An 18,488-nucleotide genomic window follows, 5' to 3' on the forward strand; every position below is an offset into this window, starting at 1 on the left:
TTTAAGATCAATGATTATTGTCATTAAGAAGCGGATTATTTTGGATCTCACTTTGGGGTATCTCAAACATCAACCTTGTATCGTTATAGTCAATGATTACATTCGGAGAAAAAGCCCAGTTAGATCCACGAACAACATTATATTTATTACGCTTCATGGCTAAATAGGCCTTCCCTTCTCCCCAAAGTTCAATTCTGATCTGCTTGTAAATTTCATTCATTAAGGCGTCTCCTGAAAGGCCATCGATATAAGACACATCAGGCAACCGGTTCTCAAGCATCTCCTTCAGGCGTGTTCTTGCCATCGCTTCGTCACCACTTCTGGCAGCAGCCTCCGCACATAGCAGATATGCTTCTTCAATCCTCATATAAACGTAATCCGTAGTTATGTTACGTTGCCCACTCACCTTCCTGTCCGGGTCGTAAAATTTATTATACGGAGTTAAATAAAAAGTACCAGCATCAGGGTTAAATTGTGCTTTTCTTACATCATCGTTGGATATTAAACTATATAAAGCTGCGTCTATTGCTTTTACATCACCTGCAGCCGCGTAACTATAAGTATAAATATCGATCTGTCCCCACCAGGAAACCAGATCAAGGTCTTGATCTGATGTCAGATCGACTCCCCACATCCAGCTTGGCGTGTTTACATCGTTAAATCCTCCGGTGAGCGCTACTGTAGAAGTAAGCGGATATCCACCAGAATTAATTACCTCATTAGTCAGATCTTTTGCCCTGGTCATATCATTTCCTTCATTGCGATAAGCAAGGGCATATGCAAGTATAACTTTTGCAATATTGGCATCAACTTCGGTTTTAGTTGGTCGCATATAACCATCCAACAAACTTATACCTTCTTCCAAATCCTTCACGATCAAATCAAAAACATCACTAGTAATGCTTTTTGCCTGATTTTCCTGCGAAGTACTTGTATAGATAGGAAGTATGGCTTTTCCGGCATTGTATTCTCTTGTATAAAGTTGCGAAAGATAAAAATATGAGTGTGCTCTCATTACCCTTGCTTGTCCCATTGTCCATTGGTTTTCCTGAAGTTCAGGTACAATATCCTGACCTCCCAAACCATCAATAACAGTATTAGCAGAACGAATAATTCTATAGTAATAGCGCCACGGCATATAATGAAGATTACCTGTATAATCATCCATTAATGTAAGCTGGGTCAAGTCTCTGTACCAGCCATAGGTATTGACACTGAGTGACATGTTACCACTTAGCATATCGAGTTGAATATCCCATGATTTCTGACCAAAATCTCTGTGATCCAAATTTGTTCCACCTGTCCCAGTCTGATACATCAAACTATAAATGCCTGCCATACTGCCTGCTATCACCTCGGGATTTAATCGAGCGGCTTCAGTCACCTGCTCCTGAGTGAGGTACTGTGTAGGCCTTTCCTCCAGAAAATCATCCGAACAAGCTACCATCAACAAAGTTATGACAGATATTAGTGTATATTTTGCGATTTTTTTCATGATATTCTAATTTATACGATTAAAATGATGCTCTTACACCTACTGATAATGTGGTTAAAGGCGTGTACCTATAAGTGCTTGAACTACCCGTTTCGCTGGTAGATGGATTGAACCCATTTCTATGTGTTTTGAGCATCAGATTGTCTCCTGACAACCAAACATTTAGGCCTGTCATAAACAATTTATTGACAATTCTATCAGGAAGTTGATAGCCGATTTTAACATTATTTAATGCTAAATAATCTGATTTTGTAAGGAAACGGGTGGATCTTGACGCAACGTTAGTATCAAATCCTTCGGATAATCTTGGAACATCTGTAACATCACCGGGCTTTTGCCATCTTGAATAAATATCTTTGTGCCAGTTATTATTACCCGCTGTTGGGTTATTCATTAACTGCGCATACGCATTATCATAGGCGTATCCACCAATACTATATAAAAATTGCGCAGTTAAACTAATCCCCTTATAAGATGCAGCCAATCTAAATCCACCTCTTAGTTTAGGGATGGCAGATTTCCCAACAAATTTGTTTGTTGCATTAGCGTAGGTTTTAGTGGTGGTTCTTTTCAGATTTAACTCAGTATTTTCATCTAAGGAACCTACATATTGTTCCATATCTAAAATACCTTCATCACTATCTACCTCTCCATTATTGTTTATATCGTTATAATACTGATACCACATACCAACACCATCAGAAGGATCTACTCCTGCCCATTCGATCATGTAAAAATCGAAGATCGAGTGTCCCTCAGCCATTCCATATGGGCTATTTGATGTATCTATAAGCTTAGGCTCACCGGTAGCGGGTTCAATAGGCATTGTTTTTATTTCATTAGAAATAATTTCTCCGTTTATACCCAGATCTAATGTTAAACTTCCATTATTAATAATATGCCCTGTTAGGTCATACTCAAGTCCTTTGTTTAACAATACACCATCGTTTACCGTGACAATTGCTATGCCTTGAGATGGCCCCACCCTTCTGTCAAATAACAAATTGTCCGTGTTCTTTTGATAATAGTCAATACTACCTTCAATTTTTCCGGCTAACAATTCAAATTCCAAACCGGCCTGAAACATTTTAGAGGTTTCCCAAGTCAGATCAGGATTACCATTATCTCTGGGTGTAAGTGATATGTTATCATTGAGATTTCCTATATCGAAAGTGTTGTAGCCAGGATAATAACCCACTCCAGCTTGCTCACCCATAATACCATAGCTGGCTTTCAGTTTCAGAAAGTCAATTACACTCACCTGCTTCAAAAAAGACTCTTCGCTAAGAACCCAGGCAGCGCCAACAGAACCAAACGTACCCCATTTATCATTTACAAATCGGGAAGAACCATCTCTTCTTACTGATCCTGAAAGAAAGTAACGTCCATCATAATTATAGTTCAATTGTCCAAAGTAGCTTTCCAGAGCAACTCCCAATGTATATCCAACAGGCTGACCTGTTACTATAACATAATTATTAAAATCATCTATAGAAGGATGAACGGCTTTCCTTTTAGATGCTATGTTATACTTCCGTTCCCATCCGTTAGACTCATGCGCTACCAATGCATCAATGCTGCTAGCTCCAAAGGTCTTATTAAAACGAAGCATTTGTAGAAAATTCTGTGTAAGATCATCTCTAAGTTCTCTATATAAAGACCCGCCAGATGTTGCAGACGAACCGTAGAATGGACTACCCATGTTGGTATAATTACGGCTTTCTAACTGAACACCGTAACGGGTTTCAAACGACAGGTAATCCGTAAAATCAATGTTAAAAGCAATATTTCCAAGTAACTGATTGGTTTTATAGTTGATTTTGTCATAATGAGCATCGCCAATAGAATTGGTCAGTGCTCCAAATGCTCTACCAATTCCATAGTCGTATTCATAACCTCCATAATAAGGGTCTTCGATCTTATTACCTTCAGAGTCTCTTAAAAAGAGGGGATATATTGGAGGAAGGTTATCAACAAACCAAAAAATACTTCCTGAATCGTTAGACTGCCCATTTCTATTTTGATCGGATACTGTATAGCCTATATTAGCAGTAGCCGTCAGCCATTTAGTTATATTCTGATTTAGGTTAGACCTGACAGAATAACGCGTAAAATCAGAGTTAATGATGTACCCATTGTCGTTCAAGTACCCTAAGGATATATAGTGGGAGCTCTTATCACTTCCTCCTGAAAAACGAATGTTTCCTTCATGTCGCTGGGCTGATTGGAAGCCATGATCTTCCCAATCTTCGGGATTATACTTTCGCGTAACATCCGAACGAACTTTCCCCGTATTTGGATCAATCAATTCCGCTCCATTGGTCACATTCCACATGTTATATGACTGAGGTATACCGTTAGTAAACAAACGATCGTTGGCGTATGCAACGGGGTTTAGCTCGCCTAAAGAAGCACCTCTGTTTTTCATACCTTCCCATGTGAGGGCAATGTATTCCTCAGGCGATTCAATGACGTCATATCGCGGCAAATAACTCATATTAACACCTCTTTTATATTCCACATCAATAGCAGACCTATCTTTTCTACCTCCTTTAGTTGTGATCACAATAACGCCATTTGCCCCACGAGAACCGTAAATGGCTGTTGCAGTAGCATCTTTTAATACAGTATATGAAGCGATATCTGCAGGGTTAATTGCGTTCAACCCTGTTACACCATCATCATCGTTTGTTAATGGAACACCATCTACAACATAAAGTGGATTCCTATTTCCATTAACGGAACCAAAGCCTCGGATACGTACTGTTGAAACATTACCTGGCTGACCGGAGGTGTTGATTACGGATACACCTGCTACCTCTCCGGCCATAGCCTGGGCTACATTTGTAAAGGATTTTGTTTCTATTTTAGATGCATCAACACTTTTGGCGGTACCAACAAAAGATTGCTTTGTGGTTGTACCATAGCCAACAACAACTACTTCAGATAACTGAGTAACATCCTCAGACATTTGAATATCAATCACTGACTGAGAACCAATTGCGATCTCTTCACTGGCTAATCCAATGAAAGAAAAAACCAATGTTCCTCCCGTAGATGGAACTGATAATGTGTAGTTCCCTTCAATATCCGTAACGGTACCTGTAGTAGTACCCTTAAGGATCACATTAACACCCGGCAAAGCAGTTCCATCCTCGACAGAAGTAACTTTACCTGAAATCGTACGCTCTTGGGCCCACAGATCACCCGCAGTAATTATAAATCCCAAAATCGTGCTGAAAAGTAAAAACTTTCTCATATAGATTGTTTAGGTTAGAAAAAAATGAAAAAATGTTTAAACATTAAACATAAGGGAACAAATAATTATAAGAAAGTAAATGATTGGTCTTTTACCGTAAATTACGGGACCGGTGAAATATTAATTTCAGTGGCTAACTGACTGAATTAATCCAGAACCCTAAACTCAATCCTCCTATTAAATTTCTTATGGAGATCCGAATCATTAGGGTAAGCGGGGGTGGTTTGGCCATAGCCTTTGTAGGTGAGTTGTGATTTTGATATTCCCTCCGCTATCAGATAGTCATAAACGGCCTTGGCTCTTTTTAAAGAGAGGTCCATGTTATATGCTTCACTGCCGGTATTGTCTGTATGGCCGCCTATTTCCATTTTTACAGAAGTGTTCTGCTTTAGAAATCTAACCAACTTATTTAGCTCTGTCTTCGACTTTTGCTGAAGTTCAAAACTGTCAAACTCAAAGAAAATATTATTCAGAACAGCTCTTGCTCCTGATTTGATGGGTTTGAGGTAGATATCAATATTTACGGGCTCCAAATCAGCGTTGAGCTCATACTCAAAAGAAAGGCTCTCAAAAAGGTATCCTTCCTTGTTTACGTACAGTGCATACTCCGAGCCTTCTGTCAATACCATCAGGTAGCTGCCTGTAACAGAATCTGAACTTACCAGCCCCTCTCTTTGCGCTTCCTTCAGATCGAATAGCTCAATATCAGCTTTGAGCGGTTCTTTAGTTTCTGCATGGAATACTTTTCCACTAACATAGGAGGTACTATACTTTACCCGGACACTTTCCGGTACATTGAATTCGTATATTCTTCCTTTCTGTTTAGGGTTATTATTTACCTCATGGGAGTAATAGCCCTTTTTGCCGTCTGAGGTAATAAAAAGAGAAACCTGGTCCTCACTTGTATTAATGGGGTACCCCAGGTTTTTCGGAGTGCTCCATTCATCATTTTCCCTTTCCGAATAAAAAATATCAAAGCCTCCGAATCCGGTCAGTCCATTGGAAGCAAAGTAAAGTGTAACGTTATTTGGATGAATAAACGGAGATACTTCATCACCTTGTGTGTTGACGCCTCTGCCTAAATTTTCGGGGGTCGTCCACTGATTGTTTTCGTCTAACCTGCTCACATAAATATCACGGCCACCAATGCCCCCTCCCCTGTTGGAAATGAAATATAATGTTCTTCCATCCGAAGACAGGCTAGGTTGCGATTCCCAGGCCGATGAGTTTACCTTTGCCCCTAAATTGACGGGTTTTGACCATTCATCTCCGGTTTTTTTACTAATATACAGGTCACAGCTACCATAACCCGGTCTGCCATAGCATGAAGTGAATATAAGTGTACGTCCATCGGCAGAGATGGTGCAGGTGCCTTCATTGCCCTCAGAATTAATATTTTCGGACAATGATACGGGTTTTCCCCATCGTCCCTCTTCATTTTTACTGCTGATAACCAGGTCTTCATCATCCGCCATCGAGGTGCCCAAACGTCTTGTGAAGATCATGGACTGCTGGTCCACTGTAACCACAGGAAAATATTGCATTACAAATGCATTAACAGTATCACTTAGCGGCTGGGGGTTTAGCTCTGCAGCCAGATCCATATTCTCCAGGGCAAAGTTAGCGTCCGCTTTAATCTTCTTTGCCTCTTCTATTCTGCGTGAATTTTTGGGTCCGAATGACAAATACCGGTCTATATAAGTTATTGCTTTTTCATATTCACCCTTTAGCAAATACAATTCGCCCTGCTCAAAAGACACCCCTGCATTTTGCCCTTGGGTCAGCTCCTCGGCATGTAGTAATAGTTTCTCTGCTTCGTTCAGTTCTCCCTTTGCTTTATAGATCGTTGCCAATCGAAAATAGGCTTCATGAAATTTGTCGTCTTTCTCTATAGCCTTTTCCAGGAGTTCCGCAGCCATAGTATACTGCCCTCTAACCCTGAAGTTATCCGCCTGATAATAGTACTCGGCTGCTTTTTTTGACTTTGTGCTGAGCTGTGATTGTGCAAAGGATAAAACCGGCAGTAGTACAAACAATAGTATTATAACAGCAGAAACTCTCATGTATATTCTTACCCTTGTAGCAGAAGCAATTATCCGCTTTTATGGGAATTAAGTTGGTTTATTAATTCACTTTCAACCTCCGAACCAAATTCATGATATCGTAAGACGTATAAACATATGAATCTATAACGAAAAATGCCAGAAGGAAATTTCAGTGTCGCACCTGTTGTTAGGATTTCCTTTTCAAAGCTCTCTTTTTTGAGGCCTTAAGTGTATTTAGCAACAATGATGCAATGGTCATAGGACCAACTCCACCTGGCACCGGTGTAATATGGCTGGCTTTTGCCGCCACCTCATCAAATTCAACGTCCCCTTTCAGGTAGTATCCTCTTTCATTCTGATCAGTGTCAATTCTGGTGATACCCACATCAACCACCACAGCACCCTCTTTTACCATGTCTCCTTTGATGAGCCCCGGTTTTCCAGTGGCAACAATAAGTATGTCGGCCTGTTGGGTGTGTTTTTCAAGATGCTGAGTATGGATATGGCAGGTAGTAACAGTAGCATACTCGTGATACGACATAATGATGCTCATGGGCGCTCCTACAGTCCGGCTATTGCCCACCATAACGCAGTGCTTACCTTTAATTTCTATGTCATATCGCTTCAGCAGCTCAAGTATACCATAAGGAGTGGCAGGCATCAAACCCGGATTTTTCGAAGTGATCTTGCCGTAGTTAAGATTAGTGAAACCATCTACATCTTTATCAGGGCGGATTCTCTCAGTAACCTCTGCCGATGAAATATGCTGGGGCAGTGGAAGCTGTACAATCAGTCCATCTATGTCGTCATCGGCATTGATGCGCTCGATCTCTGCCATTAGTTTTGATTCGCTAATGGTTTCAGGAAAGTTGAGCAAAGTATACTCAAAGCCCACTCTTTTACACGCCTTGATCTTATTGCTCACATAAGTCTGACTTGCTCCATCATCACCTACTAAAATCGCTGCCAGATGCGGTGTTTTCCCTCCGCTGGCTACCAGCTTTTTTACTTCTTCTGATATTTCATCTTTTATTTGATCAGCTATTTTCTTTCCGTCAAGGATTGTAGGAGAGTGAGACATGTGCTTTGCTTTTTTATCTTCTGGGTTCATGGAATAATGGAAAACTGGAATGATGGAGTGATGGATAATTGGAGTGGTGGCTTCCTATGAGCTTTAATCCAAGAACGAATCATTCCATTCCCCTTTATTCATTTTAGCTTGTAAAGATTTTATTAATTGAATCAATTGATTTTCAACTTTATAGTGAAGTTCATCCAGTTGTTCATGGTTATCTTCTGTCAGTTGACCTGCTTTATAAAAGCTGAGTGATATTCACCACTCGACCCCAATGCCATGTTCAAAAAATTAAGATACTCTTTTATACTTTTCTTGAGTACCCCTAAGCTATATTCCTGCTTATGCTATTAGAACAATCAATGCAGTTTCCAGCGGTTTTCTTAAGTTCAAAAGGAAATACCAGTAACAGCTTACAAGTAAGCACGTACAGTTCTACTGCATCATTCCAAACTCTTAGCTGTCTAAATCCTCTGTTGATGTTCTTCCTTTCCCTCACTTAAGTTTTAATTCTCAATATTCCACCATTCCATTATTCCACTATTCCATCATTCCAATTTTCCCCTCTTCCACCATTCCTCTACATCAATCCAGCTTGAGTACTGCCATAAACGCTTCCTGAGGAATCTCCACATTTCCCACCTGCCTCATTCTCTTCTTTCCTTTCTTTTGCTTTTCGAGCAACTTTCTCTTTCTCGTAATATCACCTCCATAACACTTCGCCAACACGTTTTTACGCATGGCCTTTACCGTCTCTCTGGCTATGATCTTGGTACCTATAGAGGCCTGTATAGCTATTTCAAACATCTGACGCGGGATCAGCTCTCTCAATTTTTCGCACAACCTCTTACCCCACTCATATGCCTTATCTCTATGCACAATCGCCGACAAGGCATCCACCCTGTCACCATTAAGCATAATATCCAGTTTCACCATATTGGATTGTCTGAAGCCAATCAGCTCATAATCCAGTGAGGCATAGCCTCGTGACAATGTCTTAAGTTTATCAAAGAAATCGAATACTATTTCTGCCAGAGGGAGTTCAAAGCTTAGCTCCACCCTATCAGCAGTTAGGTAAACCTGATTTTTTATCACCCCCCGTTTCTCCATACAAAGGCCTATTACATTGCCTATAAATTCAGATTTAGTAATGATCTGTGCTCTTATATAGGGTTCTTCGATATGCGAAATGGTGTTGGGTTCCGGCATTTCTGAAGGAGCATTGATCTTTCTGACGGATCCATCAGTGCCTATGGCATGAAATTGCACAGAGGGGACTGTGGTGATCACGGTCATGTCAAATTCCCGTTCAAGCCGCTCCTGAACGATTTCCATATGCAACATACCCAGAAATCCACACCTAAAGCCAAAACCAAGAGCTGCCGATGTCTCAGGTTCCCATACTAATGATGCATCATTCAGTTGCAGCTTTTCCATGGAAGCCCGCAGCTCTTCAAATTCTGTGGTATCAACAGGATAAATACCGGCAAATACCATAGGTTTAACATTCTCAAAACCTTTAACTGCCTCACAAGGCCTGTTAAGGTGGGTAATAGTATCCCCTACTTTTACCTCTTTCGCTACCTTTATGCCAGATATGATGTACCCCACATTTCCTGCACTGATGGTTTCCTTAGGCTGTTGCTTAAGTTTCAAAACACCTATTTCATCAGCCTCATAAGTCTTGCCGGTATGAACAAATTTTACTTTATCTCCTTTTTTGATCGTACCGTCAAAAACCCGGAAGTAAACTTCAATTCCCCTAAAGGGATTGAAAACCGAGTCAAATATCATGGCTTTCAGCGGCTTGTTCACATCCCCTTCGGGAGCTGGTATTCTTTTAATAACTGCCTCTAAAATATCATCAATACCGATACCTTCTTTAGCGCTTGCGCGAATAACATCTGCAGGATCGCAGCCAATCAGGTTCACTATTTCATCCGTCACTTCCTCAGGCATGGCGCTGGGAAGGTCTATTTTATTCAAAACAGGTATGATCTCCAGGTCGTGTTCCAAAGCCAGGTACAGGTTAGAGATAGTTTGTGCTTCTATGCCTTGTGCGGCATCAACTATGAGCAGTGCTCCTTCACAGGCGGCTATTGACCTGGAAACCTCGTAAGAAAAATCCACATGACCCGGAGTGTCGATCAGGTTAAGGATATAATCCTTGCCCTCGTATTTGTAGTCCATCTGGATAGCATGGCTTTTGATGGTGATACCACGCTCCCGCTCCAAATCCATATCATCGAGCAGTTGCTCCTGCATCTCCCGATCTGTCACTGTACCCGTTGCCTGTAAAAGCCTGTCTGCCAGGGTACTCTTCCCGTGGTCGATATGGGCTATAATGCAAAAATTGCGAATATTCTCCATGTGGTTCTCCTTCAAAAAAACGATTCTGCGCGTAGAATTTAAAAGTGCAAAATTAGATAATTATTCGTACTTAAGTAACATTGCAGAAAAGTAATTATTTACAGCGATGCCAGCCGAAACTTATCATGAGGCTAGGCCATACCGATACTAATCGGACAAGCCAGATGAATAGTTGGCAATCGGCAAAAGCAATAGGCAAAAAGACAGTGAGTACTACGATGATCGCTAAGTCTCAATACTCACATCTCGTGTCCCAATACTAAATACATTATACATGAACATAGCTGAAAATAAAAAAAGAAATAACATTTCCGAATATATCATCCACATGTATCAGACTGAAGACCTTATCCGGGTCTATAATTTCAATATGGATGATGTCCGACAGTATGTCATCAGCCATATACCCGTTGAAAAAGAGGAGAAAGAGGAGCTGGCGAAATGGTATGAAATGGTGATGGAGAACATGAAGGAAGAAGGCATAGAAGAGCGAGGACACCTCAGCTATGTGCAAGCGTATGTTCAGGAGTTGTCAGCTCTCTCGGCAGCATTAAAAACCTCTGACGAGGAATTCAAAAAGATCTATAATACAGCAAAGCCTCATATTGAGGAGAGCCTCAAGTTCGCACAAGGCGCTGTTAAAGGTGAAGTGCAGGTGTGCCTGAATGGAGTATACGGTCTGCTTCTCGCTCGAATGAATGGCCGTGATGTGCCGCAGGAGCTGATGGAAGGGATCAATGCGTTTGGTTCGGTGCTTTCATATTTAAGTTATAAGTACAAAGAGGCGAGGAAATAGGAAGCTTAAGAGTGGCAGTTGGCAGTGGCGGCTTTTTATGTGGTTTGGTAGGGTATGGAATTTCATAGGAAGACCTGACACATTTTCAAAAACCTGTCAGGTCTCTTTAATCGAAAATTCATTTGAAGATAAAACAAACCCACAATAGCAAGGCTTCTCATCGGATGAATATCGCCCCAAAGCACGTTTCATCCGATGAATATTCAAGGTATATGCCACATTTCCAACTCTTCCCATCTGAAAAGCGGCTTTGCTAAACTTTCAAAGTTTGGTAAAGCTAGCTGTTCATACATTTTAGCTTAACATGAGTTCGATATAGTAGAACCGATTTAATTGTATTCGTATCCAAAAATAACCTAAAACCCTCTTTTAAGGTCCCCGAACTTGCTTAACTTGCTTCGGGGAGGCACGAAGAATCTTACTAAGTTCAATGATACTACCAACAACTTAGGAAGACCCTTCTCCCGAAAGCCTTAAAGCCTTCGGGATAGGATGACTGCCTTTTTTAAGCATTTTATATCGAACTCACGTTAGCTTTACCATCTGTGATTGGATAAGGTCTTCAAAACCAGGATAATCTTCGATGCTAGAAGTCTGAAGACTTCAATATAACTGAGGTCCAAGTCACCGCTTTGCTCAAGACTTGAACCAGTATGAGTGGTTTGGTAGGGTATGGAATTTCATAGGAAGACCTGACAGGTTTTGGAAACCTGTCAGGCCTGAGCTTGTACTATTATTCAGATTTATAAACCACCCCGTCTTTCATCACAAAGGTTACATTCTCCATAGTAGAAATATTTGTCAGCGGATTATCATTTACAGCCACAATATCTGCTTTCTTTCCTACTTCAATCGAGCCGAGTACATCATCAGCTTTAAGCATTTGAGCTGTCACGATGGTAGCTGATCTGATAGCCTCCATTGGTGACATTCCCGCCTCCACCATATAACCAAACTCCTTACCGTTCTGACCGTGAGGGAATACACCTGCATCCGTTCCGAAGGCTATTTTTACACCTTTTTTATATGCCTCGGCAAATGTATTCTGGATCTGCGGGCCTATGGCCAAGGCTTTGGGCACCACTACTGCCGGGTAGTAACCCTCTATTTTTGCCTGATCAGCAACAAATCGTCCAGCAGAAATAGTGGGGACATAATACGTTCCTTTCTGTTTCATCAGGTCCATGATCTCGGGAGTCATCATTGTACCGTGTTCTATTGAGGTAATCCCGGCCATAACCGCTCTTTTCATACCTTCGGGGCCATGGGCATGTGCCGCTGTGATCATACCGTACTCATTAGCAGTTTCTATTATAGCCTCCAGTTCATCCAACTTAAATTGAGGCCCCGAACCATCTTTGGCTAAGCTTAACACTCCCCCGGTGGCAGTGATCTTGATCACATCAGCGCCATTCTTATATTGCTGCCTTACGGCCTTTCTGGCTTCATGGGCACCATTGATCACGCCTTCCTTTGGTCCAGGGTCACCCATTAAATCGTGCCTGAAACCATTAGTAGGGTCTGCATGTCCACCGGTAGTAGCAATAGACTTACCCGCAGAGAAGATTCTTGGCCCCTTTACCTTCCCGGCATTGATAGCATTCCGCAAGGCAGTATTCACGCCACTGCCTCCCAGGTCGCGCACTGTGGTAAACCCTGCCATCAGTGTGCGTTCGGCATATACAGTTGAATTGAACGCCACATCGGCCTCATTCAGGGTAAATCGCTTGATATAGTTGTCTTTACTGGTTTCTCCTTCAATATGTACATGCATATCCATCAGTCCGGGTAAGACTGTCTTGCTTTTCAGGTCAATTATCTTATCTCCCTCGCCAGGCTGGCTATAGCCCTTTTCTACTTTAATGATCTTATCACCCTCTACAACTATGGTCACCTCCTTTTGAAGTTTGTCGCTTTTAGCGTCTATCAACTGACCACAATGGAGCAAGCTGCGTTGAGCCTGTACTTGTACAAAATAAAGAAGCAGTACAGCAATTAATACGGTTATTTTCTTCATGATATTAGGTTAGATTTTATCGTAAACATCTATAGTTGAGGTTTTAATACAGCCAGATACTGATCATTTTCGTCTTCAAAAACTATATTTGAACTAAATCCGGCTTCTTCAGCCAACTTTTGCAATTCTACTTTATCAACATACAGCCAGGGAAACCAATCGCTATACTGTCCTTTGTATTCATACTGGTAAGCCACCTCTCCCTTTTGGGCTGCTATCTCATCATCTTCATATAAATACGAAATATCACTTGAGTCAATAATAATCTGCCCATCAGGTTTCAAAAGGTTCCTTAAATGCTGAAGAGACAAAATAAAATTACTAAAAGCACCGAAAACACCGGTACCGTTCATCAAAATCAACAGGTTATCAAATTTACCCTGAGGGTTATACTTAAAAACGCTTCGATTAACAACATTCAGCACTCCTCTTTCACGCATTACTTTGCAAGCTCCCTCTGACGTTTCAATTGCTATCACTTCTTCTACCCTGTCTTGCAAAATAAGGCTATGCGCCCCTGCGCCTGCGCCAACATCCAGCACCCTGCCATAGCAAAGGTGCAAGGCTGACTCCTCGAGGGTAGTTAAATCCTTTTCCGATCGAAAGAAAACCTCCACTGGCATATCTTCAATACCTCCATAGGAAGTATGAAGAAGTAAGGGTGGCTGAAAAACCGCTCTGTGGTAATCATACAGCGCCTGACCATAGGTGTCTTTACTCTGAGGCACCTTCTATTACTTTTTAAGATATTTTTTTGCCCGCTCTTTTATGTCTTCCTTGCTTATCTCCTGTTGTGGGTCGATAAAGGTGGTAGAAACGAGGTCGAACAATGCATCTTCATCATAGCCCAGTTTCTTGAGTACTTTCATGCAAAATTTCATCTCTTCTTTATGAATTCGCCCATCGATCTTCATTACTAGTACGAGATTGCTCATCAGTTCCACTTTCTCTCCTGCAGATAAATGTTCAAGAGAGGGAATACTGTCTTCAGCCGCTGTGGTAGCTATAATCTCATCGATGTCTTCAGGACTCACATTGGAAGATGCACCAATTTGCCTGATAAGTTCCAGCTCTGCGCTGTCGGTTTCACCGTCAATTTTAGCCAGTTGAACCAAAATATTAAGATGTGGATTATCCTTCATAAGAGATAAATTTGAAGAAAAACAAAGTTAAATATATTCTATTTTTTGGTAATGTAGGTGAAGTAAACTTTAGTTTTAGGAAAAAATTGTTATGAATTTTCTCGCTCATGTATATCTGTCCGGCAGCAACGAGCAAGTGCTTGTAGGTAACTTTATGGGTGATTTTGTGAAAGGAAAGCAGTTTAAAGAGTATCCTGATGATATAAAACGTGGCATTCTTTTGCACAGACACATAGATGAGTTTACCGACCAACACAATGCTGTGCACCAAAGTAAGAAAAGGCTATGGGATAAATACCACCACTATGCCGGTGTAATCGTTGACATGTTCTATGATCACTTTTTGGCTGCAAATTGGTCTGCCCACCACCACATACCACTGGAACATTTTAGCCAATACGTCTACGATACCGTTTTACTACATGAAAACATCTTGCCTAAAGGAGTAAAGTATATGATGCCCTTTATGATCGAGTATGACTGGTTGAAAAATTATGCTCATTACGAAGGAATTCAAAGAGCGCTTAGTGGAATGGCCAAAAGAACGACTTTTCAATCGAACATGGAACTGGCTGTGGCAGACCTTAAGCTTCAGTATAATGATTTTAAGAACGACTTCGAGGCCTTTTTCCCCGATATAAAGGCTTTTGCCGAAGAGTGGCTTAAAAGGAATTGATGACCCATAGTTCTCAGTTCTCAGTTCTCAGTTCTCAGTTCTCAGTTCTCAGTTCTTAGTTCTCAGTTTTCCAGTTTTCCAGTTTTCCAGTTGTCAGTTTACCGCTAATTGTTGTTTTGTAGACTTGTTTGACGATTGACTATTTGCTTACAGTTTGAAGCCCAAAGCTTGCGGCTATACTTGCCTACTGCTTCTGCCTACTGCCGACTATTAAAACTTTCGAGATAAGATGACCGAGCGTTTTATATCGAACTCAACTTAATATAAAGAGCTCGCCAGTCCGAACCAGCGAGCTTTCTACAATTCAATATGACTGCATTCTACTTTATCTCCAGCGAAGTCTGATCACTGCTGGCCGCATTAATCACTTTAATACTATACTTGCCCTTGGCCGCATATTGCATTTCAGGCTCTTCTTTCTTCTTCTTTTTCTTGTCTGCTTGCTGAACCTTTACATCCCATTTGACTGTGTGAAAACCTTTTGCACCCTTTCCCTCGAGCCTTCTCACCAGTTCACCACCAGCATTATAGATCTCTATTACCGCAGCGGGTGTTGCCTGACCAATATAGTATCCAATAGCAATCTCCGGTTCGAATGCTTTCAGGTATGGATAACGCTTCTCACCCCAACGCTCGGAATGCCGAATGTTACCAGGTTCGAAAACTTTTACTGCTACATCCACATGGCCTGCAATAGCTTGAAATGGCTTTACATCCACAATGTAGATACTACGGCCATGCGTACCTACTACCAGCTCATTATCACGAGGGTGTACCATCAGGTCATATGATGCTACATTGGGTATTTGATCGAGTATTTCCCATGTCGTGCCTTTGTTAAAGCTAACATAGGTTCCATGATCCGTTCCTACATATAATAAATCAGGATTAACAGGGTCCTGTAGCAGGTCATTTACTACTACCTCAGGCAAGTTACCTTTCAATGATCTCCATGTCTTCCCATAGTTATCACTCATGAATACATAAGTCTTAAATTCATCTTCACGGTAGCCATTGAGAGATACGTAAACCTCAGCTTCCTCATGTGGCGAAGCAAAAACACTGCTCACCCACTTGTCACGGGGCAAACCTTCTGTAATTAATGCCCATTCATCTCCCCTGGTTACGTGCACATTACCATCATCAGTACCCACATAGATCAGCCCAAACCTAAGGGGCGATTCAGAAATAGCGGAAATAGTAGAAAAGGGCACGTTATTCTGGGGTTTGTCTTTGGTGAGATCAGGGCTAATTGCTTGCCAATCGTCACCGCGATTTAAGCTTCTGTAAACTCTTTGCGCCCCAATATAAACGATGTCAGGGTTATGGCTACTTAGAATTAAAGGCGTGCGCCAGTTAAACCGAAGGACCGGCTCGCCTATATCATGCTGCGGAGTTACTTTCGTAAAGTCATTTTTACTTCTGTCAACACGGTAGTAGTTGCCGAATTGAAATCCTGTGTACACAATATCCTTATTTCTGGGGTCAGGAGAAACAAACATACCATCCCCACCAAAAAGTTGTTCCCAATGTTTGGTTCTGTTGGGTACCGACTTGGATGACCCAATCAGTGTACCGTTATCCTGCAAGCCACCATAGACGTTGTATGGCTTTTCCATATCAACATTCACCGTATAAAACTGCCCCACAGGCATATTGTTAATGTGCCTCCAGTTGGCGCCTTCATCGTAGCTTTCGTATAGTCCCCCATCGTTACCCAACAGCAAATGTTTCGAGTCATTGGGGTTGATCCAAAGCGCCTGATGATCAACATGTACGTCTCCTATCGAGTCAATACGAGCATAGGTAACGCCACCATCTGTTGATTTTAAGAGGGGAACACCAAAAACATAAACGAGATCCGGATTATCAGGGGCCACGCGAACTTCACCAAAATAATAACCATAGGTGAAGTAAACACCTTCCAGGTCGTAGCTATTCATCCTCTTCCAGGTTTCCCCTGAATCATCAGAGCGATATAGTTCTGCTCCTACTACAGAAGTATTAAATAAGGCCGCATTGGCATCACCAAAGTATTCCGAGATGGCTATTGGCTGGTATTTTCCTTGTCGTATTTCCTTTTTTATTCGTTGAGCATTATATTTTTCAGGAAATGAGTTGTCTTTTAAAAAGCCGTTCAGCTTTTCGTCATCCAGGTTTAGTAAATGCTGAGGTGTCATATCCCGAAAATCTGTAAGCTTCAGCTTATCCTTATCTTCATCAGCTTTCTTCTCCTTTTTAGCTTCTGCCTGATTATCAAGAAATGCATAAACAATATTTGGGGAAGAGGCACTGATATTCAGTCCTATCCGGCCTACCATTTCGCCATCCGGGAAACCGTCCATTATCCTTGTCCAGGAGTCACCACCATCGTTGGAACGATATATACCCGATCCAGGACCACTTCCTTTGAAGCTCCATGCCTTTCTGGTTCTCTCCCAGGCGCTGGCAAAAAGTTGGTTAGGATTTTGCGGGTTTATTACCAAATCTATTATGCCAGTACTGTCATTAATAAAAAGTGTTTTTTTCCAGGTTTGACCTCCATCAGTACTTTTATACACACCACGATCAACATTATGCGTATATAAAGCGCCTATTGAAGCCACCCATACCTGATCCGGGTCGTTAGGGTGCACTACAATTTTCCCAATGTGCTGTGTGCTGGCGAATCCGAGGTGGCGCCATGTTTGTCCGCCATCAACTGATTTATAAACGCCCGAACCTGCATAACTTGATCTGCTACTGTTATTTTCCCCGGTACCCACATATATTGTTTTATTATCGGATGGCGCCAGGGCCATCGCTCCAATGCCCATAGCACCCTGGTCATCAAATACAGGCTCAAAAGTGATCCCGTTGTTCCGGGTTTTAAAAATACCCCCGGAAGCATAGGCCACATAATATTCTTTGGTGTTAGAAGTATTAACAGCAATATCAACAATACGCCCGCCTTGTACTACCGGGCCTATATTCCGGGCTTTATATCCCGCAACCAATGAATTCCCGGCAAGCTTTTTGCGCTCGGCAAATGACGTTGCAATATCCGGTTGACCTGCCGTTTCAGTTTGCCCGTAGCATAAAACCGATAAGGTAAAAGCAGCCAATGCAATTAGTATTTTTTTCATTATTTATGCGTTAATATTTAATATAAGAAATAATATCAGTTGTTTTTTAATGCTTGAAAGCAGCAGAAAAAAGTTTGTATTTTTGTATAAAGTGTTAAATTAAAAAAAAGATTTTTCTATGAACAACGATCCTGAATTGAACGGTAAATATTTGGGACAGATCTCCGAGGATTTTGTTGTAGTGGCAGACACGCTCAAAGAGGCATCCTATCAGATAAGAAAAAGAAAGTTTTCTGATTATCCGATATTTCCCATTTCAAAAATAGAGCTACCCATCGGCCAACTACTTATAGGAAAGGAAGAGCTGGCTGTTAACTGGAACTACAATGCTTCCTTTCTTGATGAGTTTATTCAGCGCGAAATCGTTAGTGAAGATAATATGGAGGACTTTAAAGCGTCATACAAAGACCCTGACGAATTCTGTTGTTTGTTTGTAGTGGATGATAACTTTACCAGATTTGTTTTTATTCCTTATCCAGAAGATTAGA

General features: G+C 41.4%; 12 protein-coding genes. 3 read left to right on the forward strand and 9 right to left on the reverse strand.

Annotated elements, in window-relative coordinates; translation table 11 throughout:
• Positions 1–7 precede the first annotated feature (7 nt).
• The 5 genes from C900_RS20510 to lepA form a co-directional block, all read right to left on the reverse strand.
• Positions 8–1,495 carry a RagB/SusD family nutrient uptake outer membrane protein gene (locus C900_RS20510; RefSeq protein ID WP_009582112.1) on the reverse strand — a complete coding sequence of 496 codons (1,488 nt, stop codon included), beginning with the start codon at positions 1,493–1,495 and terminating at the stop codon, positions 8–10.
• Positions 1,496–1,514: 19 nt separating this feature from the next.
• The gene (locus C900_RS20515) at positions 1,515–4,754 is read right to left on the reverse strand and encodes a SusC/RagA family TonB-linked outer membrane protein (protein ID WP_009582113.1); all 3,240 of its coding nucleotides are present in this window, start codon (positions 4,752–4,754) and stop codon (positions 1,515–1,517) included.
• 146 nt (positions 4,755–4,900) lie between these two features.
• On the reverse strand, positions 4,901–6,817 hold the full coding sequence (locus C900_RS20520) for an OmpA family protein (protein WP_009582114.1): 1,917 nt from the start codon (positions 6,815–6,817) through the stop codon (positions 4,901–4,903).
• A 169-nt stretch (positions 6,818–6,986) separates the two neighbouring features.
• Positions 6,987–7,880 carry a bifunctional 5,10-methylenetetrahydrofolate dehydrogenase/5,10-methenyltetrahydrofolate cyclohydrolase gene (locus C900_RS20525; protein ID WP_009582115.1) on the reverse strand — a complete coding sequence of 298 codons (894 nt, stop codon included), beginning with the start codon at positions 7,878–7,880 and terminating at the stop codon, positions 6,987–6,989.
• A 579-nt stretch (positions 7,881–8,459) separates the two neighbouring features.
• Positions 8,460–10,244, reverse strand: a complete 1,785-nt coding sequence (lepA, locus tag C900_RS20530) for a translation elongation factor 4 (protein ID WP_009582117.1) — start codon at positions 10,242–10,244, stop codon at positions 8,460–8,462.
• 274 nt (positions 10,245–10,518) lie between these two features.
• On the opposite strand from lepA, the gene C900_RS20535 reads away from it, so the two are divergent.
• A complete protein-coding gene (locus tag C900_RS20535) occupies positions 10,519–11,040 on the forward strand; it encodes a DUF4924 family protein (protein ID WP_009582118.1) in 522 nt (173 codons plus the stop codon).
• A 733-nt stretch (positions 11,041–11,773) separates the two neighbouring features.
• On the opposite strand, the gene C900_RS20540 is transcribed toward C900_RS20535, so the two are convergent.
• Genes C900_RS20540 through C900_RS20550 form a run of 3 tightly spaced genes read right to left on the reverse strand, consistent with a single transcriptional unit; the run spans position 11,774 to position 14,199 of the window.
• Positions 11,774–13,057, reverse strand: a complete 1,284-nt coding sequence (locus C900_RS20540; RefSeq protein WP_009582119.1) for an amidohydrolase family protein — start codon at positions 13,055–13,057, stop codon at positions 11,774–11,776.
• A gap of 29 nt (positions 13,058–13,086) precedes the next feature.
• Positions 13,087–13,785: a class I SAM-dependent methyltransferase gene (locus tag C900_RS20545; protein WP_009582120.1), complete on the reverse strand. Its 699-nt coding sequence runs from the start codon at positions 13,783–13,785 to the stop codon at positions 13,087–13,089.
• A 6-nt stretch (positions 13,786–13,791) separates the two neighbouring features.
• A complete protein-coding gene (locus C900_RS20550; protein ID WP_009582121.1) occupies positions 13,792–14,199 on the reverse strand; it encodes a tellurite resistance TerB family protein in 408 nt (135 codons plus the stop codon).
• 91 nt (positions 14,200–14,290) lie between these two features.
• Here C900_RS20550 and C900_RS20555 point away from each other — a divergent pair, with 91 nt between their 5' ends.
• Complete coding sequence (locus C900_RS20555) at positions 14,291–14,875, forward strand: acyl carrier protein phosphodiesterase (protein ID WP_009582122.1); 585 nt, start codon at positions 14,291–14,293, stop codon at positions 14,873–14,875.
• 320 nt (positions 14,876–15,195) lie between these two features.
• On the opposite strand, the gene C900_RS20560 is transcribed toward C900_RS20555, so the two are convergent.
• Entirely contained in the window at positions 15,196–18,000 is a 2,805-nt protein-coding gene (locus C900_RS20560; RefSeq protein WP_009582123.1) for a VPS10 domain-containing protein, read from the reverse strand.
• Between the two features lie 118 nt (positions 18,001–18,118).
• On the opposite strand from C900_RS20560, the gene C900_RS20565 reads away from it, so the two are divergent.
• On the forward strand, positions 18,119–18,487 hold the full coding sequence (locus C900_RS20565; protein WP_009582124.1) for a hypothetical protein: 369 nt from the start codon (positions 18,119–18,121) through the stop codon (positions 18,485–18,487).
• The last annotated feature ends 1 nt before the right edge of the window (position 18,488 follow it).

The sequence above is a fragment of the Fulvivirga imtechensis AK7 genome (assembly GCF_000331535.1).
Lineage (GTDB): Bacteria > Bacteroidota > Bacteroidia > Cytophagales > Cyclobacteriaceae > Fulvivirga > Fulvivirga imtechensis.